This window comes from Pseudoalteromonas rubra (assembly GCF_000238295.3).
GTDB classification, from domain to species: Bacteria; Pseudomonadota; Gammaproteobacteria; order Enterobacterales; family Alteromonadaceae; genus Pseudoalteromonas; species Pseudoalteromonas rubra.
Map to the genome: position 1 here is coordinate 575,286 of NZ_AHCD03000044.1, position 24,912 is coordinate 600,197.

The window sequence follows — 24,912 nt, forward strand, 5'->3', positions numbered from 1 at the left end:
TACATTTATCAATCCTGATACAAAGCACCTACAAATGGTTACTGACCGTCTATGCTTGTAGTTGTATGGTTGAATTATGACCGCAATGACAACAATCCGACGGGGCTAACTATGAATAAACTCTCACTGATATGCCTGATGCTATTTCTAACTTGCCAAAGTGCATTGGCGGTCCACTTAATCGGCCAGACTCACTGGACTGTGCTTGAACAAGACAAGTATTTTAAGCCCGGTAACGCCGAGCAATACCTGGAGCTGGATTTAGCATCCGTTAGAGCAACACTCCTGATGGCAAATACGGTAGATATGGTTTTGCCGCTGCCAAATGGTCAGTTTGTGACGTTTCGTCTTGTACCGAGCCAGGTGATGGCACCTGAACTGGCAAACAAATACCCCCAAATTAGGACGTTTAAAGGCATGGAAGTGGGAGCGCCTGATAATCAGGGCACCTTTGATCTGTCACCGAAAGGATTTTTCGGGATGTTTGAACACGAAGGGCAAACTGTTTATATTGATCCTCAGCCTGCGTTAAACAATTATCGTAGTTATGTTTTTGATCCAACAGTGCAGCATGACCACGCACAAGGCATCAAACGCCATCCGCCAATTCGTTTTCCTGGTATTTCTGACCCCACTGCAAATCGCCCTGACGGTCTGATGCAAACCAGCCAGATTAGTGAACAAATAGTCTACCGCCTTGCGGTAGCTGCTACGGGGGAGTACACCGCTTATCATGGCGGTACTCGTCCACTTGCCCTGGCTGCCATTGTGACTATGGTAAATCGAGTTAATCAGGTCTATGCGCGGGACCTTGGGGTAACGTTTCAGCTCGTTGCCAATAATGATCAAATAATCTTTGTGGATGCGGATACAGATCCATTCACAAATACAGATGAGGACATAGACGGAGACACCATCGCTCAGGCAATAGAAAACGTCATGAGCGAGACGGATTACGATATTGGACATTTGGTGGTGACTACCGGGGGCGGTGTTGCCGGGCTGGGAGTGGTTTGCTCCACCCAAAAAGCGGCTGGCCTGACCGGCAGTCCTGAACCTGAGACAGACGCATTCTATATCGATTATGTTGCCCACGAAATTGGTCACCAGCTCGGTGCAGAACACACTTTTAATGGTTTGGTGGGTGCCTGTCAGGGGAATCGCTCTGGATTATCTGCTTATGAGCCGGGTAGTGGCTCGACAATCATGGGATATACAGGCATCTGCGGTGAACAAGATTTACAGCAAAATTCCGATCCCTTTTTTCACCTACACTCCATTGAGCAAATGGTTGCGGTGACGCGTCAGGGGGGTGGCAGTACCTGCGGTGCCCGCACTGATCTGACCAATCAAAGCCCAGTGGTTGATGCCGGTAGCGACTTTACCATACCCGCCCGTACACCTTTTACTTTAACGGGCAGCGCAACTGATGCAGATTCTGATACGCTTAGTTACAGCTGGCAGCAGTTCGACCTGGGGTCGGCTTCGGATAGTGCAAGTCAGGATGCCATTGATTCCGGGTCCGGGCCTTTGTTTCGGGTCTTTAACCCAACCATGGAGCCGGTCAGAACCTTTCCTAAATTAATCGACATTCTTGCAAATAGCGTGGCATATGGGGAAGCGTACCCAACAACAAGCCGTACGCTGAACTTCCGTTTGGCGGTGCGAGATGGTCAGGGGCATGTTGCCAGCGATACGATGCAGGTCAACGTGGTTGGTTCGTCAAGCGGATTCACAGTAACCCAGCCTGATAGCAGCAGTCAGTGGTTATCTGACACACACACCGTGACCTGGGACACTGCAAATACCCAGAATGCGCCGGTTTCATGCTCCAGAGTAACCATTAGCCTGTCTACCGATGCAGGTGTGACTTTTGGTACATCGCTGGCAAATGGGGTCGATAACGATGGAGAGCAGGAGGTGCTCATCACTTCTGCAATTAGTACCAATGCTGCCCGGGTTCGAGTTGCCTGTACCGACAATATCTTTTTTGCCATTAATTCCGGCAACTTTACAATCAATTCTGATGGCCCGCCAGATCCGATAGTGCCTGTGTTTGAATCTCAAAATCCGATTTCTGTTGCGGAAGATGATCGTGTACAGATTAAAAAAGAAGATCTTAATTTTGAGCTGGGGCTGGCGGTTGATGTAATCACTCTGTTGCCCGGTGATAACTATACCTATACAGATCTGACAGTGATCCCGAATGAAAACTATAATGGCACGCTGAATGTCGCGGCATTCGCAACAAAGGACAATCAAAACAGTGAACGATTTAACGTAGAGGTAACGGTTACTGCGGTTAATGATGCACCCGTCGTGGAAAACGACAGTGCTAGTGTGGAGTTTCAGGCAGAGCAAGTATTATTGACTGTATTGAGCAATGACACGGATGTTGATGGTGATGCGCTGAGTATCTCTGCTGTGGACTATCAGGGAAGCGGTACAGTCACGATTGCGTCAAATGGTTTGCTCTATACTGCAGGCACTGGCTTTTCTGGTGCTGACACCATAGGTTATACCATAAGTGACGGTAACGGAGGCTCAGCATCTGGTAGCGTTGCGGTAACCGTTGAAGCAGCACCTGTTGAGCCAGAACCAGAGCCAGACCCTCAACCCGATCCACAGCCGGACCCACAACCCCCGACTCAATCTCTGGATGATGGTGGTTCAGGGGGCACATTGTTTATGGTGCTCTGGTTGTTGATGGTTGGGGCTTTCATTCGGTTAGGAGTAAAAAAATATGAAAGGTAAACTAACTGCACTGAGCGTTTTGCTCAGTGCAGGGTTGGCAGTGGGGTGCCAGGGGATGAATAAGCAAGAAACGGCGCCAAATGGAAAGCTTCAGCAAGCACTTTCTAAGGCGATGGACAAGCAAGACTTCAGGTTGTATTACACCACGGGCCGGCGGCCTGTGGTGCCAGGCTTTGAGCAATTTGAATTTAAAACACTTGAAGCCCGCTGTGGTGTTAAAGCGATGCCGGGTACCGGAGATACTTTGCGCAGTGAAGCTGATAAAGCTGCACGGGCAGAAGCTTATCAGTACGCAAAAGCGTATAACCTTAAAATATATGATGCGTGTTTAAACAGGCTGTAAATGACGACACAACAAAAAATACTATTGATAGATGACGATCGAGAACTCACGCAGCTGATGTCTCAATTTCTGCAAAAAAACGGATATGATGTCGCTTGTTATGAGCAGGGAAATGGCGCTGTTGCGCGCGTTGATGAATACGCACCAGATCTGCTGGTGCTGGATCTAATGTTACCGGGTCAAGATGGCCTGAGTATTTGCCGACAGATCCGGGGTCGTTTTACCGGGCCTATTATTATGCTGACGGCATTGGTAGACGATATAGATGAAGTAACCGGGTTGGAAGTGGGTGCCGACGACTATTTGTGTAAGCCCGTTAAACCTCGGGTCTTATTGGCGCATATTCGGGCACAATTAAGGCGCCACAACATGCTTGTGACACAAACCAGCCAGACAGTGCGAACAATCAATGACGGTGAAATCTGTATTGACTTGGCAAAACGCAAGGCAACATGTGGTGATAAAGAAGTCTTGCTGTCCAGTGCAGAATTCGAGCTATTATGGTTGCTGGCTAATTCTGCGGGCCGAATATTGTCGCGGGACGAATTGTATCGCACAATTTTTAAACTTGATTTTGATGGTATGGATCGCTCAATTGACCTGCGTATCTCCAGGCTGCGCAAGAAACTGGGGGATGACCCAAAAGAACCTAAAATTATTAAAACAATAAGAAATAAAGGATACCTGATTGCAAGTTAACGTTTTGCGGCTGAGCGCATTTATCGCCCTGGCCATTGTGCTCAATAGTGTGTTGGCTCTGACAGTACGGCACACCTTACTCGTTGAGATTGAAACCCGATATATTGAAACGCAAAACCAGTTTTTAGATGAGGTTGGGGCCAGAGTGCAAATTGAACTGGCCCAGCCTGCACAGCGCTCATTATCTGAACTGCAGATGCGTCTTGAAGCACGGTACGATACTCAGGCACTGGTGGTGCGGCGCAATGCCGACTTTTACTCACAGTCGCAGCTGAGCGAATTTGCTGAACTTAAAGAACAGCAAGCGCTGGCCGATTACTTAAATGCTACACTGTATTTTGTACTCAACGACCATGAGGTACTCGAAATTGGTCCTTTGGTTGATCAGGATGTCTATTACTACCTGGTTGATTGGTTTGACTGGCTGATGTCGGCCTGTCTCAATCTGCTTTTGTTGCTCGTTTTCTGGTATTTGAATATGAAAGAGCGCAATGTGCTGGCGGAACGACTCGCTCAAATGCCCGTTGCGCTGAGCCAGCCTCAGGATTTGAATAGCAGTTTGCAACAGCTCTCGCAGTTAGTCGACGCGCAACTGAATGAAGGAGAGGCGAGGATCACCTTGCAGCGAGATCTGTTACATGGTGTGGCGCATGAATTTCGCAGTCCCATGGCCAGGATGCAGTTTGCATTGGATATGCTGGAAGATGCAGAAGAAGGGGAGCGAGCGGCGCTCCATACCAGCCTGAATCAATCTTTACAGGATCTGGAAGGCCTGGTTAGTGAGTTACTGTATTACGCCAGAGTGAAAGACAACTCAGTCAAACCAAAACAGATTGTGTTGCAAATGGGCTCTGTATTGCAGGAGACTCTGGATAAGGTTGCCCCTTTTTATCCTCAGGTTGACTTTAAGCTGGATGCGCAAGACACACATTGGCAAGGCGATGAAGCACTGGTAAAACGACTGTTCACCAATTTATTGCGAAACGCAGGTCGTTTTGCCAGGAATAGGGTACGCGTTGAGCTCAGGGAGCTACCCGGTGAGCTGGTGGTTCGTGTTATCGACGATGGAATAGGTATTCCGCCGGGAAAACAGGCACGTATTTTTGAGCCATTTACCCGGCTTGATCCGAGCCGCTCGCGGGATTCCGGTGGCTGTGGACTGGGGTTGGCGATTGTCCAGTCAATCGTCAGTAAGCATCATGGCACGGTGCGTGTGAGTGAAGAAAGCACAGATCTGGGCGGAGCGTGTTTTGAGATCAGACTGCCAAAACGCGTAAGCACGGATAGTACGGCTATTCCAGTTCATTAAGTAATTTTTTGATGTCAGCGCGGACGGTGTCAATGTCTTTGACAACCAAATCAACAGCCTGGGTGTTGGCGTAAATATTTTGCCAGTTATCTGACCAGGTTGCCCTGAGTGTGGTGGCACTGTGTTGCAGTTCACTATTGGTCAGATAACTGAAATCATTGATTAAACCTACACTTACCCAGCCTTTTCTCGGGCTGCCCTGTGTTTTGTCCTGATCGTAATGGGCGATGTAGATAAGCTGTTCAAGCTGTGCCAGTTCTCTGAGCATTTCGAAACAGGCTGTGCGTATATTGTTGTTTTGTTCAGAGACCTCCAGTCGCCAGGCATTGTAAGCAAAACCCACAAACGCAAACAACATACTGGCTATCAGACTTAGCTGGTACAGACGAACTTTTTCACTGAGCTTCATAAGGCGCCTTATTCAGAGGGATCCTGGATGGGATCTGGAAGCTGATACTGGCTAAGCCAATTGGCGTTAAGTGCTTTTTGCAGCAGTTGCATAACGGCTTGTGTGCCAGCTTCAGTATCCTGGTGCAAGCTGGCTGCGGCTTCGCAGACGAAGCTAAAGGGCAGGCCCTCTTTCAGGGTAGTCAGGCATATATAATCACTTTGAGAGAGCGGATGAAATGCGGTGCGTAAATCGGGCTCGCGAACAATCAGCCAATAGTGTTTGGCTGCAAGCTCAGGCTGTGGTGGTGGGGTCGTTTGCTTCAGTGCCTGCCAGCTCTCAACTGTGGAAAACTGACATGCTAGTAATCGCACACTTGGGTGTAGCGTAAAAACCACATTGGGCCACAAATTAGCTGGGATCTGCTGCAGTGCCTGTAAGGTCAGGCGGGGTGCATCCGGTGCATCAAAAGCTTGCAACAAGAGGCGCTCAAATTGGGCCATTTCGCTCAGTATCCCATGGTCAGAAAAAGGGGGGTGATCTGCGAGAAACTTCGGGAGCCTGTCACCAAAGTGCCGCAAAGATGGATCAGTTGATGGATAGTGAGCAAGAAATCCATTCACCATGTTATCAAATAAGTCGTCGCCTAAGTAAAGGCCGAGCATTTCGTGGTCCTGTTCCAGTACCTTGGTCAGGCGAATACGATAGGCATTTTGATAGATTGAAGCTCTGTCCTGAACGGTTAAGCCAGGTTGGGGTGCAATCTGATTGAGTAAATCTGATTCCGCGCCATTGAGCATTGCAACAAAGGCTTGCTGCAGTTGGGCTAACTTAGCCATTGGGCCTCCAGCTGAGCGGAGCAAGCTCTCTGGCCTGGTGTAATTCTGCCATCAGGGTTTCGAAAGGGGGAAAATTATCGTCTCGTTCGATCATGGTATTGACTGGCGGCCTTGATTGCGTGTAGCGCTGAAATAATTGCCATACGGCGTCGCATACAGGTTGATCATGTGTATCGATAATATGACTGCCAAAGTCGCTGTGTCCGGCCAGATGTATCTGTGCAACCGCTTGCTGAGGGATCGCGTTTAGGTAATCCATGGCGTCGAAGCCATGATTTCTGGCACTGACATAGACGTTATTGATATCGAGCAAAAACTGGCAGCCCGATTGCTGATGCAGGGCCGATAAAAAGTCCCACTCTGTCATCTGAGATTGATGGTAGGTGAGGTAGCTGGAAACATTCTCGAGGATAACCGGACGTTCCAGGTAATCCTGAATAATGTGTAGACGTTCGCACAAATGCGTCAGGGCTTCTTCGGTATACGGCAGTGGCAGTAAATCATGGCTGTTGAATTCCCCAAGGGACGAAAAACACAAGTGATCAGAAATCCATACTGGGTTAACGCGTTGAATGGTGCGCTTAAGTTGCTCAAGGTATTCGAAATTTGTTGCGGATGTGCTGCCAATTGACATAGACACACCATGCATTGCAATCGGGTAGCGCTCTTTTATCTGATCGAGGTAATGCCAGGGCTTTCCGCCATCGACGAAGTAGTTTTCAGAGATGATCTCGAACCAGTCAACATCCGGCTGAGTTTGGATAATGTCTTCGAAATAGCAGGTTCTGAGTCCCAGGCCAAATCCCAGATAGGGCGGTATAGCGTTCAATGTGTCTTCCGTTTAAAGCAAGAGGTTAGGATCAGCAGGCTGGCATGTTAGGTGTCAACCTGCTGACACAAGGCTAGTTTGTTAGCTGTCGACTTTGCCACCTATGTCCTGGCATGCTTTGGCTGGCATTTTTACAAACCCAGTTCCTTTACAGGACGCATGGCCACCACAGGCATTATTAGCGGTTTTACAGTCATTGTGGCCACCGCAAATATTGACGTCATTGCACTTTACCAGGTCAGATTTGGCTACTGAACCGACCCACTCATCTTTTACTTTACCGCCCACATCTGCACACGCTTTAGTTGGCATAGCAACAAAGCCTGTACCTTTACAGCTGGCTTGTCCTGAACAGGCATTACTTGCTGTTTTACAATCATTGTGGCCACCACAAATGTTAACATCATAGCAGTGAACCAGATCGGTACTCGCACCACTGGTATTTGCTGTATTAGATGACGTGTTGTCTGTTGCGTTACAGCCTACCAGGCCTGCAACCATGACCGCCATCGCGGCCCCCGTTAGTGCTTTCATATTATCTTCCTCATTGAGTGTGTGCCAAACTGAGCGTGGCGGTTACCTGACCCAAAATAACAACTCTCTTTTATTTAACAGGTAGTTCAGCAGCATGTTCATGCCCGTACTTATTGGTAGTGTTTAGCTACCTGAACATGCTGCTGTAACGACAAGACCTGTGCCAAGTGAAATTCATTTCAGTGTAGTCGAAAATTTTTTCTCCAAGCACAGAAAATACAAGTATCTGGTCGTCAGTGTTTGAGCCTGGATAGGGGTGAGAGAAATACGTCTAATTGTTAAAACAAAGATTATTTATCAGAGGTTTAGCCTTATTTTAGGAAGCGCCACAGGCAAAGCTGAATTGTATTTCTTAATCGTTCAGAAAAATTGTCGACCGTATTACTTTCGGGTAGGAATAAAATGGCCTGAATAGGCTTCAGCCCGATCAATGAGATATCTGAACAGCCATTCCATCGGTCCCTGAGTGAATTTTCGACTCCATAGGGTAGCGAAACAACATGCTGACAGACAAAAAGTCAGGCTACTAAGCAGTGCCAGCTCAATAGACTGGTTACCTAGCATATTGAGCGATTCTAAGATGCCCATGCCAATAATGACATGGGTTATATAAAAAGTAAGTGATAACTTTCCTGTTTTCTCCAGGGTTTTAAGTATGGTTGTATGCGCAAAGCGCTGGGCCAGTTTGATGCAGCTTATTAAGATAAGCACAGCAGTTGCGGTGGCACACACCAGGTACTGCGGCAGAGGTGGGATAGGTCCGGTGCTCAGTAAGAATCTGATATCTTGATCTTGCATTCCGGACTCGACAGCATGTGAGCGCAACAAGTAAAACGTGCTCTCAACCGCGATTAATGTAACAAGCGCGCTAACAAACAGTTTTTTTTGCGTGGCGATATTGTGCAAAGGTTGGCGGCCCAGCCACATACCAAATAGCAGAAATGCAAACCAGGGAAAAACGGGGTGAAAACCGTTGTAAAAGATGCGCCTAACCAGGCCATCGAGCGTCCATAAATCCAGGTAGGTGAGTGTTTCCCAATGCCAGCCTTTGGAATAATCAATGATCAGTAACAGCGCAGGAAAAGTGGATACAACCACCGCGCAGAGTGTGAGGAGCGTACGGTGAGAGGCAAATAATAGCCAGGAGGCCAGAATAAAGTAACAGCCGTAAAAGTGCAGAATATCTGCCGGCCAGACAGGTAAATAAATTAACCCCAGGCAAAGTAGCAGGATGCCACGCATAACCACTTTATTTTGCATTTGTTTTCGATGCAGCAGGTCATGATTTTGCATCTTGCGAGCGGTTAACGTCAACCCGGCGCCCGCCAGGACAACAAACAGCGCAGCAGCTCGCCCTTCCAATAACCCACTCAATGACAACAGCAGCGGGCTGCCGGTTGTCGCACCCATAACGAGTTTAAAGTTAACGATCACCATACCAAAAATTGCCAATGCTCTGGCAAGGTCAATACCATGGATCCGCGCGCTCATCGTTGTTCCTTTGAGGATATCTAGTGTGTTTAAGTTAAGTTGAGCGGGCGGAATATTCCGTAAATAAATGTATAAAGTTGTAACAGAGACAGGTACAGCCTATTTGCACCTGCCTTAAATAAGAATGCAACCTGTTAGCTGATGGTTCGGATCTCTTGTCATCACCAGATAGCAAACTTGTCCCCCATATATTTGCAATAGCTGATGAAATATCCATTGATGAGCAAAAGCAAACCACCAACAAGGGCCGCCTCGCTTATGAGTCCCAGCAAGCAAAAAAGTAAGCCAACACCGTGCAGGATACGCTCAAGCCTGATGAGCAATGGCCTGTCAGGCTGACTTTGAAATGTTCCGAGAAAAAACCAAACCCGCAGCCACAGCGGTCCTGGAGACGCATGTTTATTGGTCATAAATGACTCCTGTTGTAACGTGTTGATGTCAGTGTCCAGTGCAGCAGCAAGGCATTTTAGAGATTCCAGGCTTGGAGTGTGCCCCTGCTCTATCCGTTGAATTGTGCGGATATTTAACCCGGACATCGTAGCCAGTTGGGCCTGAGTCAGGTGCTTGCTTAATCTGAGTTGTTTTAGGATCATAGCGTTACTCGCTGCAAAGTGATGTCGAAAAGTGTTATCCAGAAGCTTCAGTACAAGCAAGCGATTTGCACCGACTTTTTTGTGACAAAGTATAATTTTCAACTGGTTAAGTGACATCTTATATTTCTGCAAGGTATAAAATGGCGTCTTTTCAAGTGTGTTGAAGGCCGGATTTACAGTACGTTTCTTGGACTGAAATGATGAGTCAACAGGATTGTCAGAGCGCTTTTTGATCCGTTTTTGCACGGCAAGTGCAGGCGCGTTTTATTGCATACGTATTCAATAGACGTTTAATCGGATCTCTCTATATTGTTACCGTGATGTAAACATTACCGTTATGACAACAACAGAGAACATACAATGATTAAACAGTCACTCAAAGTGCTGAACACAGCACTCATCGCCGCGGGGTTGGGCATGTCTGCTCAGGCACTGGCCACCCCCACAACCTTTGTTCATTTATTCGAATGGTCCTGGCAGGACATTGCGACCGAATGTGAAACCTTTCTGGGCCCAAAAGGTTATGCCGCCGTACAGGTTTCGCCACCCAGTGAACATATCACCGGCGCGCCCTGGTGGACACGCTATCAACCCGTTAGTTACCAGCTAGAAAGTCGCAGCGGTAACCGAGCCCAGTTTATTGATATGGTGACACGATGTAAGGCCGCAGGCGTTGATATTTATGTAGACGCTGTAATTAACCATATGGCGCACGGCAGTGGCACGGGCGTAGCTGGCAGTACATTCGGCGACAAGCACTATCCAATATACAGCCCACAGGATTTTCATGAAACATGTGCAATAAACGACGCCGATTATGGCAATAACGCCTGGCGGGTACAAAACTGTGAATTGGTTGGCCTTGCTGATCTCAACACGTCAGCTTCATATGTCCAGAATACACTGGCTGGCTATTTGAATGACCTAGTTGGCATTGGGGTGGCTGGATTCAGACTGGATGCCAGTAAACACATGGCGTCGTCCGATATTGCCGCCATCATGGGCAAGGTGAATGGCGACCCTTTGGTATTTCAGGAGGTGATTGATCAGGGCGGGCAGGCAGTACGCGCAGATGAGTATTTTGCAAATGGGCTAGTCACTGAATTTAAGTACAGCACCAAGCTGGGTGATACCTTTAAGTCCGGCAAACTGGCCTGGCTGAGCAGTTTTGGTGAAGCCTGGGACATGATGCCCAGCTATCTCGCTGTGGTGTTTGTTGATAATCACGATAACCAGCGAGGTCATGGTGGAGCAGGCAATGTGGTGACCTATGAAGACGGTGCGCTGTATGACCTGGCCAATGTCTTTATGCTGGCCTATCCATATGGCTATCCTAAAGTGATGTCGAGTTATGACTTTAACCATGATGGAGATGCCGGACCGCCGGGCAGTGTGGTGCACCAGGGCAACACATTAAACTGCTTTGCCAATGAGTGGCAGTGTGAGCATCGCCGCAGCATGATTGCAGGTGCTATGGAGTTTAGAAACAACACTACAGGCCACTGGACGGTAAATAACTGGTGGGATAACGGCAATAATCAGATTGCGTTCTCACGCGGCGATGAAGGCTTTGTCGCGATTAACCGTGAAGGAGGGTCGCTCAATCAAACACTACAAACCGGTCTTACTGAAGGCGTGTACTGTGATGTACTCAGTGGCGGAAAAAATGCCTCAGGTAATGGGTGTCTGGGTAATCAAATTACGGTATCGCAAAATGGTTTGGCGAATATCAGTGTTAACGCCATGAGTGCAGTGGCGATCCATCATAATAGCAAAGTGGGTAACGCACCGGACGAGCCGGTAGGGGACTGGCAAAGAACAGTCGTGTTTATCAAAGCCGAAACGGCCGCTGGTCAGGATCTGTTTGTTCGTGGCGGGTTGGATCATACCTTCGCAGCCTCCCTGGGCCGCAACTGTGACCAGGATCCAATGCAATGTGCGATGCCCGTTCGTCACAACAACCTGAAAAACCCAACCACACAAGGCTGGAAACAGGGTGACAACTATCTGGACTGGCATGGTGCAGAATCAGGCCAAAGTGCAGGTGCTCAAGGGAGCGCACTGGACTGGACAACTAACTTGTGGCCTGCCGAATGGGGAGCCAAAGCAACGGTCGAAAGCCATGGTTATGGTGAAACACCGCTGAATCAGTGGGGCGCGCACTACTGGATGCTGGATGTTGATATGGATTGCGGCCAGACCCACAATGGCTGGTTTGAAATTAAAGCCTTTGTTAAAAACGGCCAGGGCTGGGAAGGTGATATTAGTCAGGCTAACACGCCCTACAGCAGCAATAACCATTTTGCGCGCTGTGGCCAGATCTCGGTGTTTGAATTCAACCAATCAACAGCGAGTTACAGCGCGTTCTAACCTTTAAACCGACAAACCGGTAAGCACACCTGGCGGTGGCCATACTCCCTGATGAACGCCGCCATTTACTCGTTCTGGTTTTTAAATTACGAGCTGATAGGGCACAGTGTTGAGAGTTATCGGCAGATAGAGCCAGACTCATGCAGCTATCAGGCTTGTCGCCCTCTTAGATTTCATTTTTTACATAACTTTGACTATGGATAGGCTACATCAGCTGAGCTGAATGGGATGTCAATCGACAGTTGTCTCTACTGTGGTTCCACCATCAAGTTGGATGAGGCTTAAATAAACTCCTTTAGTAGTAGATAGATAACGATTTCATAGTGAATTTGTTTACGAACATTTACTGTTTATAGTTGTGTATTTTGCAACCATAAAATAAAATCTGCGGCCATTTTGAACATATTGACTAAATTTAGGCCACCTTCTGCATGAGTTATAGACTAATTGTTTTGCTTTTTGCATTAAATTTTATTGCGGTAAACAATGTATCCGCTATGGAGTTTAAGCAAGCGTACGCCCCAATCAAAGTTGGGAAGATCATCACTTTCATCCCAATTGAACGCGCACCTGATGCACCGGTTTATGTTTCAGTCCAGCCTAATGATGCCGGTGACAGACTGGTGTGGACCGCAGTGGGTGATGCCGATTATTACCGTATTGAACAGTATATTAATGGAAAGTGGGTGCTCGTAAATGCCAATTATCGGGGGACCCACTATACCATGCCCAGCACCGCATCAGGTGTTTATCGTGTGACTGCCTGTGATGAATACGGATGTGCTGAAGCTAAACAACAAAACCGAGTGACGTCAGAGCTATTTTCAGTCAATGCATTTTATAGTGACCGCAGTCAGGTGGATGAATTCGGGCAGCTTAAACTTGGCTGGCAAATTACGGGGGCAGCCAGGGTATCATTAACACGTTACGAAAATGGAGCAGCGGTAGATAGCTGGCCAGTTCTTAACCCTCAGCAAGGCACACTGACCACTAAGGTAAATCAGAGGTCGCACTTTAAGCTGACCGCTTATGACTTTAATGGTCAGGCAACTACCCGCGCACTTTCAATTACAACCATGCCAGAGAATCCCATACAATTGGACGGGGTTAAGGGCCAGTACCATCAGCCTCACTTTTTATCGGGCCTGGACGTGGTGGAGCACTCTGTACTCGAAAATGAAGATAATCTCTTCTTTGCCACCCACGACCAATCACTGTACCGCTATTCAGTGAACAAGCAGGCAGGCAAAATTGTCGACTGGAAACCTGAATGGAAATTATCTCTACCTGGGGTGGTTAATGATACTCCTACGATCTTTGGCAGTGAGCTTCTCTTCTCCGTCAGCATGCTAGATGGCACCGGGCAAGTGTATCGAGCGCGATTATCCGATGGCAAAATAACGCAACGCAGCAAAGCCACAAACAGTAACCTGCTTGCCAGCCCGCTGCTCGTGCAATCGAAACTATCAACCAGTGATCGCGCTTTGCGTACCGTCTCTGGGATATTCACCCCCACCACAGAGGTTCAGGGTGGCATTTACGTTTTTCATCAAAATGGTCTAATACAGGTCTTAGACCCGAATAACCTCGAGGTCGTGCTAAGTGAATATAGCGTGGGCGATGCGCAAGTGCGGTTTATCACTACACCTGCACTGATCACTGAGTCTTCAGGTGAAACGCAGCAGCTTATTATGCAAAACGAAGATGAACTGTTTGGTGTCAATGTACCTACGCTGACATCACCCTCCATCATTAACAACACCATGGAGCAGCTTTTTGGCTCAGAGCAAACTGAGTCTCAGGCAGGTAACACAAATAAACAACCCCAAACGTTGCCAGTTGTCTGGAGGAAAAAGCTATGAATCTATCTAAGTTATTCACCATTAGTTTTCTGACTTTCCTGAGTGGTTCAGTTCAGGCATATAATGCGCGTGTACCTGTGTGTAATTCATCTGAGCTCCTTGCCATAGCTGGCGACGAAACTCATGTAACACTCGGTAGCAAAACCACAACGCTATCGTTTAGTCATACGCCTTATAGACAATTAACGTTAAAGCGCGGAACCACGGTATTAGAGCAGAGTAAAACAGCTACTTCATTGCGCTACAAATTCCCAAGTGCAGGAAAGTATCAGTTATCACTTGTGGTCAGAAATCCCAAAAGCGAACAGGATCCTGATTACTCGTGTTACAGAACAATTGTTGTGACGAAAAACACCAAGCCTGAGCTAGTGGACTCGAATTATCGCGGAACCAATAACATAGCGGACTATGACAATTGGAGGCTGTTTGGTTCTGCCTCTTTCAAGGATGTAAACCGTGATATCACGGCGCTTAAGCTGTCGTATGATGTCTTTGTTGATGGCGTCAAGCAGCCCTACAAGAGCTATGCAAAAACCTGCAGTGTTAAGAGCAATCAACAGGGCATTTATCAATGTAGTCGATCTATCTATAAAAGTAGTCTGGTAGCCAATGGCACCTATAAGTTTAAAATTGCGGCAACGGATAGTAAAAAAAATACAACCACACATACTTTTTCTGTTTTGGTCAAAGAGCAAAATACGCCTCCCAGTCTTTCGGTGAAGCGTGGTGGTGAAGAAGTCGCTGAAGGCAGCGAGATTGAAATTGCGCCGGATCAAAATCTGACCCTGGATGTAAACGCACATGATGGAGATGACGCGTCTTCGAACCGAATAGACAGGGTAGAGTTGAACACAGGTAACGGCTTTACCAATATTTCGGCCTACAGTGGCGGCTCATGTGATACGTCGGGGAGAAATACAAGATGTACCAATGTAGTGATCCCGGTCACTGCAGATATTTCGCCATTACGTGTCAGAGTGCTCGACCGGGCGGGAGCCAGTAAGACGCTGTCATTTAAAGTAAAGCTTGCGCCTCCACCCGCTGTCACTTTGACGGCTAGTACAGTGAGCCCGTTTATTGATGAACCCGTGACATTAACGGCGACTGCAAGCCATGCGTCTGGCTTAAAAGAGTACAAAATATGTAAAGCACCAGGTAATTATCAAAATACCAATAAAGGCTGCGCCACATCAGTGAAAAGCTGTAGTACCGGTGATTCAAATTGCTCCGTCACAATTAACGGATCCGGTACACCCGGTGAGGTAACTTACTACGCCTATGCCGTGCCTGAAATTGGCAAGCCAAATGCGGCTAGTCAGGTTGTGAACTATGTCAGCCATTTTGGCATCAGTGTTTCCAGCCCCACAAAATCATTGTTTGTTATTGGTCGGGACAAAGTGAACTTTACTGTGCACGCATCGGCATTTTCGCGCCGTACCAACAGTGGTGGGCTACCTAAACTGTCCTCTTTAACGCTCAAACGCAACGGGTCTCCTGTCTCTGGCGGAGTGACTATCTCACCGTCGTTAAACAGCTTTGTACTGCCGATGGCGAGTGACGAGGCGGGTGCAAAGATCGTGAACTTTAGCTGGAGTCCATCGCGGGCTGATGCCGGAGATAACATTGAGCTAACTCTGAGTGCACGAGACAATGACGGTCACGAAGTAACAGCCAGGTTACCGGATATCAGGCTATTTGACCCAATTCCGGCGGAGCCCAGTGTGCCAAATATCGCTTTGAAGGATTTAGGTGCAGGGTTAGTTGAAGTTAAATTTACTCAGTTAAATAACACCAATGACTTGGTTATGCGAGCTACTATGAGCGGCGCGCCGTATCCAATGAAAGACGGCCGGGTAAGTATTAATGGTACCGCTTACACAACCACAATACAGACTAAAGTGTCAGATCATGGCAAGTCATTGCGGGTATTCGCCCATGGCGTTGCCGAAAACTCACACCAAAGTGTATCGGGTGAGGAAGGCAGTGCAGCAATAACTGTAGTTAATCACGAAGCTAAACCTCACGGGCCTGTTTTTACAAGTTTAAATAAATCACAGGCGAGCGGTCCTTATTTGCTAACCTGGAAGCAGAACCGGGATGATGTAACAACAAGCTACAGACTGGTTTCCTGGAGAGGTCTCCCCAGCGACAAACATTCTTCTCCTCACACTTTGTTAATTGATAAGGCTGGTACCGGAAGTAGTCAAAGCTTTATGACTGCTTACTATTCTCATGGCGTAAATAACCTTGTTCAGGGGATGTATACATATGAGTTGCGCGCTTGTAATAGTCAGGGGGTATGTACTGCTGGTCAGCAACATTCCGTCGAACATATATCGCCCTATATAGACTCGGCCAAAATTGAGTCTTGTAACGGTAACTACAATGATTGTCCTGTTGGATGGGCGAAAGTCAGTGTTGCGGGGATTGGCATAAGTGGCAGTTTCCATGCACGTCTACGCAGAACAGGTGAGACTTATGCAATCAATAGGATAAGAACAGGTGAAGAAGAATTCCAGGGTCTAGTGTCTGAGCGTATTCTACTCGGATTATTGAATGCTGGCGTGGAGTTAATTGCACAAAACGAGGTGCGTGCAGATGACACTCCTGAGAGCCCTTACCTGCAAAACAAAATCATCCTTGACGAAACTGGTTCTGCGCAACGTCCTCGGTTGAGAGACCGCGAATTTACGATCAGTGATAATAACGTACTCTATATGGGCCAAGGGCCTAAATCTAGTGGGCTTTGGGCGTACAAGGTTCGCACTGATCAGGGCTTGGAGTATTTACGCAGATACAATGAGCCAGACGGTGACCTTTATGTGACCGCCAAGCCGCTGGTAAGGCAGGAGCCTGTGTCTGATGCACTCAATGCCAGAAAAGTCGATAATATCTACTTTGGCTCATTGAACCACCATTTTTATCGGGTGGAACATGATCCGCTTGCTAGTGTAAAAATGACTAAAAAGTGGCAGTTTAAAACACAGGGCGAGATCAAGGCCGGTGCGCAATTTGACCAAAACGGTGTCCTTTTGGTTGGTTCTATGGATGAGGCACTGTATTCGCTTAATCCAAAAAACGGCCTGGTGAACTGGCATTATACTTTCCCGCGTAGTGGGGGGGTTGTGATGCAACCTCAGGTGTCTGCGTCTGGCCATATTTATGTGACGACGCACGACGGTGAGCTCCATGTCATCGATGATCGTATGATCCATGCCAATGCGCTAACCTGGCAAAACATTAACGGCCTGGCCGATCAGTTTTCGGATGAACTCAAGCAATGGGAAACTCAGCAGTGGGCGCCTAATCAGAACACCGACAATGTTGTATTGCTTACAAAGGCAATGCTGATCCTGTTGCAAAGGACTCCCAGCAAAGCTGAAGTGAGCTTTATGGCATACCTGATGGCTAATGGTCATCCGTTCAATGAAGTGATCAATGTCCTGATCAAGGCAAACCCGGAATTGTCGGATTCTTCGAACGCGCAATTCATTAGTACCTTATTTGACTATCTGTTGGTTGATCCTGATACAGACCAGATACTGTATGGAACAACCTATGGTGCGGGTAACCAGGCCTACTGGGTTGGTATTCTTGAACAGGGAGTGACCCGGGCGAATGTGATCATCGATCTACTAGGTGCGGGCGCGTCTGCCTATGAAAAGGCAACCTTTAATTTACTCAAATATTTCTATGGCCGCTGCCTGATTAGTGATGGCTGCCACTTTGATTACGATTCGGACGGTGACGGTCTGAGTGATGAGGTAGAAAATGCTATAGGCTCCAACCCTGCTGATGGCCGAGATGGTCTGCCGAGCCCGACCCTGAATGCGACAGAGAACAGTGGCATTATTGATTTCACCATGACGGCAACAGGGCTGGTTGAGGAGTATGAATTATACGGATTAAAGCCTGGCAGCAACCAGTTTGTAAAGATTGGAACAGCTGATGCTGACAGAACGGCCGAAGGGAACCTGGGGACCTTTAATGAAGCATTTATTCATAACGGTAATTATCAGTTTAAGGCAAAAGCCTGTGTTAAATCTATTGCGACGCTGAAGCACAAGCAAACGTCCAGGTGTAGCAATAACTTCTCCGACGAAGTCATCATCACGATCACAGGCTCGGCAGTCGAGGGTGAGCCAAGTTTCTCAATGCCAAAGGTTGAGATTGAAAATCATTTACCTGGTGAGAATGTGTTATTGGCCCATGCCACATTACAGCCAACGACAGGCAGCTTCAGAGTGACAGAAAGTGGTGCTGCTTCTTATTCTGTACCAATCGCTATACCTGCTGGTATTACCGGTGTTCAGCCTGAGGTTAGTCTGAACTACAACTCACAAGGTGGCGATGGCTTAGTGGCACTGGGCTGGAGCTTGAGTGCAGCATCTGGTGTGACGCGATGCCGACAAACCAAAGCACAGGATGGCCAGTTTAGAGGACTCACGCTAAGTGATGAGGATCGCTACTGTCTGGATGGTCAGCGTCTGATCAGCAAAGCCGTTCATACGCACAATGGCAGCTTTGATGGTGAACAAATCGTTGACGAGTTTATGACTGAAATTGACTCATCAACAACCGTTTACAAGCTAGGTTACGGCAGTCAGACACAGTTTGTTGTACTTGCGAAGGATGGTTCTGTTAAACGCTATGGTGCCTCAGACAAGAGCCGACAAAACCTTACGGATGCAGATGGTGTTAAACACACAATGAGCTGGATGCTGTCAGAAGTAAATGACAATCTGGGTCAGGCAAGTACCACTATCAGCTATGTGTACAAAGAGCTGGTGGACACAAATAACGCTGCAAACACAGAAAAAGTACTGACAGAAATTAATTACAGCGGCAACCGTGTCGTGTTCAACCACGCACTGGGTGAGCTTCGCCATGTTGGTTATATCGACGAGGCGAGAACCACGCAATTTGCACGCCTGAGCACTATCCAGGTATTCAATCATCTGGGTAATGAACTGGCTAACTATCAGCTTGGCTTTGCTAACGCGACCAATGGTGTACGACTCCTTGAAAGTATTGCACATTGTCGAGGCACCGTTTGTCGTGCACCAGTGACCTTTAAATACGATAAATTTGCAACCAGCCTAAGTTTTGAATCGTTCAGCAAGGTGTATTCCAAAGAGCGAATGGATAATGCTCTGGCGTCTGTCACCTTAGCCGATCTTAAAGGCACCGGACGAACGCAGTTGGTCACATTAGAGCAGACCGACAAAGGCCAAAAACGATATAAACTCTGTGTTTATCAGGGGCATACATATAACGGTTCTGAAGAGCTGGCTTGTCAGAACATCTACCGTAAAGATGATCATGAAAGTGTAAGCCTGTTTGCTATTGATCATGATCTGGATGGCAAACAGACGCTGATGGTCAATATGCGCTCTGAGCATACTTCGGATGCAAATCCTGGCTACTGGGCCCATTATGCACTGAGTGACAACAATGTTCTGCAGTACCAGGCTCTGCCTGGTGGATGGCCGAACATTCAATATATGCGAGAGATCAAGCCCGCCGATATGAACGGTGATGGTTATGCTGATCTGGTATACAAGCAGAAAAAGGACGACCCTAATCTCTATGTCAGACTGACAAACCCACAAACCAAAGCGTTTGGTTCGCAGTTTACGCTGCACACGAAAGAGAATGGTATTGGTTTTGGTGCATATGGAGACTTTACCAGTAAAGGCAGCGACTGGCATGTAATTGACATGAACTTCGACGGTCTGGCTGATATTGTGTCGCTAAAATGTGAGTCGAGTCATTGTAATAATGACGATGCTAAACGCATTTCTGTGCACTATAACCAGGGACAAACTGTGTTTGGTGGGTTTGAGCGCTTCCTCGCACAGGACGTTGCATCAGAGGAGAAAATAGAACTGTTAACGCCAAGCGATGTGAATGGCGATGGTCTGGTTGATCTGATGTATCTTGCCACGGAAAAGTACAACCACAATGTTAAGCGCTGGCATGTTTTACTCAATCAATCCAGTGAGCGAGTGTCATTTAAAGATGTCTTTAATATCGTTGCTAAGTCATCTGGTAATGATAACTGGTCAGTCAGCGAGTTGATCCCGCCAATGTCTATGGATGTGGATAAAGACGGCAAGGCAGACTTGTTCTTTAAAGAGAAGACTAACAAGCGGTGGCGTCGTTATGAATGGTCGCCGGCAAAGGAGACATTTGAAAAGATCACTGACAATGCATTTGAGCTTGCGGTTGACACGCGTGGCGGTGATTTTGCCTTCTTCAGTGATTATGACAACGATGGCGTCGCTGACATTCTTGTAAAGCATGACTACGGCGTGAGCGTAAGATATAACCTGAACCAGCTTGCAACAGCAGGTATGCTGCGCGAGGTGAATCAGGGGTATGCGGGCCACACTAATACTACTCGGATCAACTATGGTTTCATGTCTGATACTGCGGTGTATACCGATCTTGAAGATGAGCTGACCTCAGATTTAGGACGTTTTAATGCTCAGCAATTGTTAGTCAGTAAAATGACAGGCGCTGGCGTATTGGTGCAAAGCGTTGAAACAGACAGCCCGAGTAATCGCGATGGCGCGTTGTCTGCTGATAAAGCGAAGGTGGAGTATCACTATCAAGGTGCGCGAGTTCAGTTTGGTGGTCGCGGACCGTTAGGGTTTAAAACGCTGAAGACGACCACACAAAAAGACGGTAAGTCTTTTGAGACAACTACACGTTATCACCAGGCGTTTCCGTTGACAGGCATGCCGTATTCAACGCAGAAGACAATGTTATCAGCTGGCAGTAGTGTGCTGCTTAACAAAGCAGTCAATGAATACTCTGTCGGTAAAACATCGCAATTGGATGGCGTGACAGCCTATCGTGTGTACAACTCAGACAGTCGTGAATGTAGTGCTGTAGTAAACACGGACATGAGTGTAGGTGCATACACTTGTACCGAGACCACAACACTGCAAGACGATCACAGTAATGTGAAAAACCTGACCGTGAATACCTATGATGTGAGTGCCTCAGGTGCTGAACACTTCACAGTTGTTGGTGCTGGAGGTGATCTGCAGCGCACTGTAACCACGGTAAACGAATACGGCACTTCTGACACGCATAAGCGCTTAGGTCGACTGTCGGACACCACTGTTACTTATGAAGGACAGGGTCTGGACTCAATCACTAAAAAGAGTCACTTTGAGTATTATCCGCTTGGACATACTCATGAAAATATGCTGTATAAAGAAGTGGTTGGCAAAGGTTTGGGTTGCGAATACGAGCTGACGACCGAACATACTTATGATGATCTCGGCAATAAAGTAAAAGTAGCGAGCACAAATACAGGATGTACTGGTGTAGAGCGTCAGACACGTACTTCTGAGACTATCTTTGATGCGCAGGGACGTTATGTACTCTATACCAAGCAAAGTGGCAGTAATAGTGCATTGTCATTGGTCTCGGGCAAAGTTGTGGAAAATGGCCAAGGGATTGCAAGTCGAAATGTGTTCGGCCAGCCCTTGTCGGTTATAGACAATAATGGCGTACAGACTGACTTGCTTTACGATCATTTTGGTGGAGAAATCGGCTCATTCAGCAATACAGGAGCTCAGGCCTACAGTTACTACACACCGTGTAGTGATACGGATAACTGTGCTGTACGTTTAAATAAAGTCGTAAACGGAGTACTTCGGGAACAGCACTTATTGGATAAACTGGGCCGTACTTACTCAGTGCGTAAACTGACCGTACTGGATCAGTGGCTGACTGCCTGGTATCAGTTTGATCAGTACAGTCGTAATGATGTGATTAAAGAAGCGGGCTCGCATGCCGTCACTAAGCACTTTGACGCGCTGGACAGAGCGACCATCGTGGTAGATAACAACAATGGTACAACATCGCAGACGGATATTTTTGGACGTGAGACTAAGGTTACCATTAGCGGGTCAGGTTTTGATGATCAGGTCAAAACGTCGTTAAGCAATGCGATTGGTCAGACTGTTCAGGTTATTGATGCGAACAACCATGTACTGGATTACACCTATAACGCACTGGGCGATCAGCTGACCGTGAGTTCGTCGGCTGAGTCGTACAGTAATCAGCTGCTGAGCACCATTCGTTATGACGACATGGGTCGCAAAAAGTCTGTGCAGGATTCAGACAGAGGCTATTGGCAATACGCATACAATGCCTTTGGTGAGCTGGTCGGACAGACTGATGCGCGAGGTGTTGTACTGACGATGAAGTACGACTTCCTGGGTCGTAAAATTAAGCAAGTACAAGCAACACCAAACGGTGTTGTTAATGAGGGCAACAGCGAATGGGTGTACGGTCAAAGCAATGACACTGTGCATCAATTACTGTCCAGCACTCAGGGAAGCAATTGGAAACAAACATACTACTATGACACCTTTGGGCGAGCATCCGCAACGCTGACGTCACTGGATGGCACTGCCCAATGTACAGGTAAACTGGTTAAAGTTGGTTCTGATAATAAAACGGCAGACTTACGTATTGCAGATGGTTCTAACCTGGATCCAATCGAAAATCGCTGTGTGATCCAGCAGAACTTTTACGATAGTTATAGTCGGTTAGCGTTGCAGTTTGACGATTATCGTGTTTCTGAACAAGGCAAGATCATTGAAGCCCGTGGTGTTGCAATGACCTATCACAATGGTCAGCTGTTGGAAAAAAGAGAAGCGCGTAATGACGGCAACTTGCCCCCATACTACCGTGTCACTGGGCTAAATGCGCGCGGTCAGGTCACCAAATATGAAAAAGGTGGCGTGACTATGACACTGGCGTATGACCAGAAAGGCATGGTAACCAGAATATTCAGTGAAACCATGCCGCACATTCAAAGTGATACCTATAGCTTTGATAGTCTGGGTAACCTGAAAACCCGCTCTCAAATAGGGATGGCAATGCGGGAGTATCACTACGACAACCTGAGCCGTGTGCTTGGAGTGAATAATGTCGATCTGTTTAAGTACTCCGCGACTGGCAATTTAATCGAGAAAGCGGATTATTTGGTTGGCAGTGAAATTGGATGCTCTGGGTATGGAGACTCTTCAGTAATGGTGTTGGGTCGCTGGACTCAAAAGTATGATGAAGGCAACGCACCATTACATGCTATTTCATCAAGAAGCCGTGCAAGTAACTCGGGTTGTTTTGGCAATCTGCCGGGCAAGACTGAGTCGTTTAGATATGATGCCAATGGTAATCAGGTTGAGCGTGCAGGCAGTGATGGTATTACCTCAATTGGTTACAGTGCGCGAAATAAAGCAGTAGAAATTTCGGGTAATGGTGAAACTGTAACCTTTAAATATGACGCGAATAACCGCCGCTTTAAGCGAGAGGATGCGACTAATACGGTTTATTACGTAGGTGCGCTGGAACTGACTATCCCCAACACCAAAGACAGTCAGCCTGTTATCAACCGATATATCGGCAACGATGCACAGCAAACTTACTATGGAACAAGGCGAAGCCAGATCAAGTGGATGTTTACCGACCATCAGGGTTCAACTATTGCGGTAACCAACTACAAGCACCAGGTACTGGTACGTTATTCATACGACATATTTGGCAAACAGCGCGAGGTAGAGTCGAATGATGAACTGATGAGCGGTGTGTTCAATCATATTAATGACAACCTGAGAGCTTACACGGGCCATGAGCCGGTCTCGCTAGGTGGTGATAAACGCATCATTCACATGAATGGCCGGATTTATGACTCGGAGACAGGTCGGTTTATGCAAGCGGATCCGTTTGTTCAGGCACCTTCGAATTTGCAGAACTACAATGCTTATAGTTATGTGTTGAATAATCCTTTGAGTTATACAGATCCGAGTGGATATTTGTTTAAGAAGCTTGGGAAGTTTATTAAGGAAAATTGGCGGACGATAGCGGCGATAGGAATTGCAGCAATTGGTGGCTACTATGCACTTGAAGCACTTAAGGCTGCTATAGTCAACGGGGTTGGATATGCAAAGGCATATGGAATAGCTGCGGCGTCTGGTTTCGCCTCAGGGGTAGTGTCTACCGGTACTCTCAAGGGAGGATTAACTGGTGCCGCAACGTCCATGGCATTCTTGGGTATTGGACAGGCAACTAAAGGTGCTCATGATGCAATTAAGATCCTGTCACATGCGACCGCTGGTGGGGTAATATCAGACCTCAAAGGGGGGAAATTTGGTCATGGATTTATAAGCGCTGGTATTACTAAAGGCGCTCAGGTTGGAGGCTATGTCCCTGAAGACCTGATTGCGGGCACTTTGGTATCTGCAATTATTGGAGGTACTGTATCTGAAATAACAGGTGGTAAGTTTGCTAATGGTGCAACTACAGCTGCCTTCCAGTTTGCAATGAATAAATTTGTTACTGATGGAATGAACTCCTATGAACCAAGCAAAGTGATCATTGAAGCTGGAGGAAAAAAGTTTGTTTTTGAGGCAAGAACAAGAGATCAGTTGTGCGCCGGTGCATCGCAATGTGAATCTACATTAGCGTCAACTCCATCGCATATGAAGATGGCTAAAGTAGGTGGCAACTTGTACATTAATGCTGCGACGGCCGAGTACAAGGCCCTTACCGCCGCGATTAAAGTTGATATGGCTGATTTTGTATCCAATACAGCGAATGCAGTAACGGTGATAGTACCTCAATTAGCTGTACCGGCTCAGGCTATTGGTACATTGGCAGATGGTGTGAAACTTATTTATGCAGATGATACTAATGCAGTTGTGTTCGATATATTGACGGGCAAGGCGATGAGTGGTTCTGCCAAAGGGTTGGGTCAAATGGGTCACGACGCTTTCAACAAAGAAATGGCTGCTGACATGGAAGAAAGGCTTTCGGCAGCAGGCGCGCTAATTTATGAAGGGATTAAAGCTGCGAATAAATAGACCTTAAACTAT

The 24,912-nt window shown here is 47.2% G+C and carries 13 protein-coding genes; 7 read left to right on the forward strand and 6 right to left on the reverse strand.

What is annotated here, in order from left to right; translation table 11 throughout:
• Positions 1 to 111 precede the first annotated feature (111 nt).
• The 4 genes from PRUB_RS23390 to PRUB_RS23405 are packed head-to-tail and all read left to right on the forward strand — an operon-like array spanning position 112 to position 5,105.
• Positions 112 to 2,754 (forward strand): reprolysin-like metallopeptidase, encoded by a 2,643-nt coding sequence (locus PRUB_RS23390; RefSeq protein ID WP_010380190.1) that lies wholly within the window; start codon positions 112 to 114, stop codon positions 2,752 to 2,754.
• Positions 2,744 to 3,097: a hypothetical protein gene (locus tag PRUB_RS23395; protein WP_010380192.1), complete on the forward strand. Its 354-nt coding sequence runs from the start codon at positions 2,744 to 2,746 to the stop codon at positions 3,095 to 3,097. Before PRUB_RS23390 ends, PRUB_RS23395 begins: the two co-directional genes overlap by 11 nt.
• Positions 3,098 to 3,796 (forward strand): response regulator, encoded by a 699-nt coding sequence (locus PRUB_RS23400; protein WP_010380193.1) that lies wholly within the window; start codon positions 3,098 to 3,100, stop codon positions 3,794 to 3,796. It begins immediately after the preceding gene.
• Positions 3,786 to 5,105: a sensor histidine kinase gene (locus PRUB_RS23405; RefSeq protein WP_010380194.1), complete on the forward strand. Its 1,320-nt coding sequence runs from the start codon at positions 3,786 to 3,788 to the stop codon at positions 5,103 to 5,105. Before PRUB_RS23400 ends, PRUB_RS23405 begins: the two co-directional genes overlap by 11 nt.
• Here the strand turns inward: PRUB_RS23405 and PRUB_RS23410 are convergent.
• From PRUB_RS23410 to PRUB_RS23435, 6 genes are all read right to left on the reverse strand, one after another.
• Positions 5,089 to 5,514: a hypothetical protein gene (locus tag PRUB_RS23410; protein WP_010380197.1), complete on the reverse strand. Its 426-nt coding sequence runs from the start codon at positions 5,512 to 5,514 to the stop codon at positions 5,089 to 5,091. The two genes, PRUB_RS23405 and PRUB_RS23410, sit on opposite strands and share 17 nt — an antisense overlap.
• Positions 5,515 to 5,522: 8 nt before the next feature.
• A complete protein-coding gene (locus PRUB_RS23415; protein WP_010380198.1) occupies positions 5,523 to 6,332 on the reverse strand; it encodes an HvfC/BufC family peptide modification chaperone in 810 nt (269 codons plus the stop codon).
• Positions 6,325 to 7,161 carry an MNIO family bufferin maturase gene (gene bufB / locus PRUB_RS23420; protein ID WP_010380200.1) on the reverse strand — a complete coding sequence of 279 codons (837 nt, stop codon included), beginning with the start codon at positions 7,159 to 7,161 and terminating at the stop codon, positions 6,325 to 6,327. Before bufB ends, PRUB_RS23415 begins: the two co-directional genes overlap by 8 nt.
• 81 nt (positions 7,162 to 7,242) lie before the next feature.
• Positions 7,243 to 7,695 (reverse strand): BufA2 family periplasmic bufferin-type metallophore, encoded by a 453-nt coding sequence (gene bufA2 / locus PRUB_RS23425; protein WP_010380202.1) that lies wholly within the window; start codon positions 7,693 to 7,695, stop codon positions 7,243 to 7,245.
• A 381-nt stretch (positions 7,696 to 8,076) separates the two neighbouring features.
• Positions 8,077 to 9,186, reverse strand: a complete 1,110-nt coding sequence (locus PRUB_RS23430) for a DUF418 domain-containing protein (protein ID WP_010380203.1) — start codon at positions 9,184 to 9,186, stop codon at positions 8,077 to 8,079.
• Between the two features lie 161 nt (positions 9,187 to 9,347).
• Complete coding sequence (locus tag PRUB_RS23435) at positions 9,348 to 9,779, reverse strand: helix-turn-helix domain-containing protein (RefSeq protein WP_040644738.1); 432 nt, start codon at positions 9,777 to 9,779, stop codon at positions 9,348 to 9,350.
• Positions 9,780 to 10,139: 360 nt separating this feature from the next.
• Here PRUB_RS23435 and PRUB_RS23440 point away from each other — a divergent pair, with 360 nt between their 5' ends.
• From PRUB_RS23440 to PRUB_RS23450, 3 genes are all read left to right on the forward strand, one after another.
• Positions 10,140 to 12,149: an alpha-amylase gene (locus tag PRUB_RS23440; RefSeq protein WP_010380206.1), complete on the forward strand. Its 2,010-nt coding sequence runs from the start codon at positions 10,140 to 10,142 to the stop codon at positions 12,147 to 12,149.
• A gap of 497 nt (positions 12,150 to 12,646) precedes the next feature.
• Entirely contained in the window at positions 12,647 to 14,011 is a 1,365-nt protein-coding gene (locus tag PRUB_RS23445) for a fibronectin type III domain-containing protein (protein WP_010380208.1), read from the forward strand.
• A complete protein-coding gene (locus tag PRUB_RS23450) occupies positions 14,008 to 24,900 on the forward strand; it encodes a SpvB/TcaC N-terminal domain-containing protein (protein WP_010380210.1) in 10,893 nt (3,630 codons plus the stop codon). The genes PRUB_RS23445 and PRUB_RS23450 overlap by 4 nt, the downstream gene beginning before the upstream one ends.
• Positions 24,901 to 24,912: the final 12 nt, after the last annotated feature.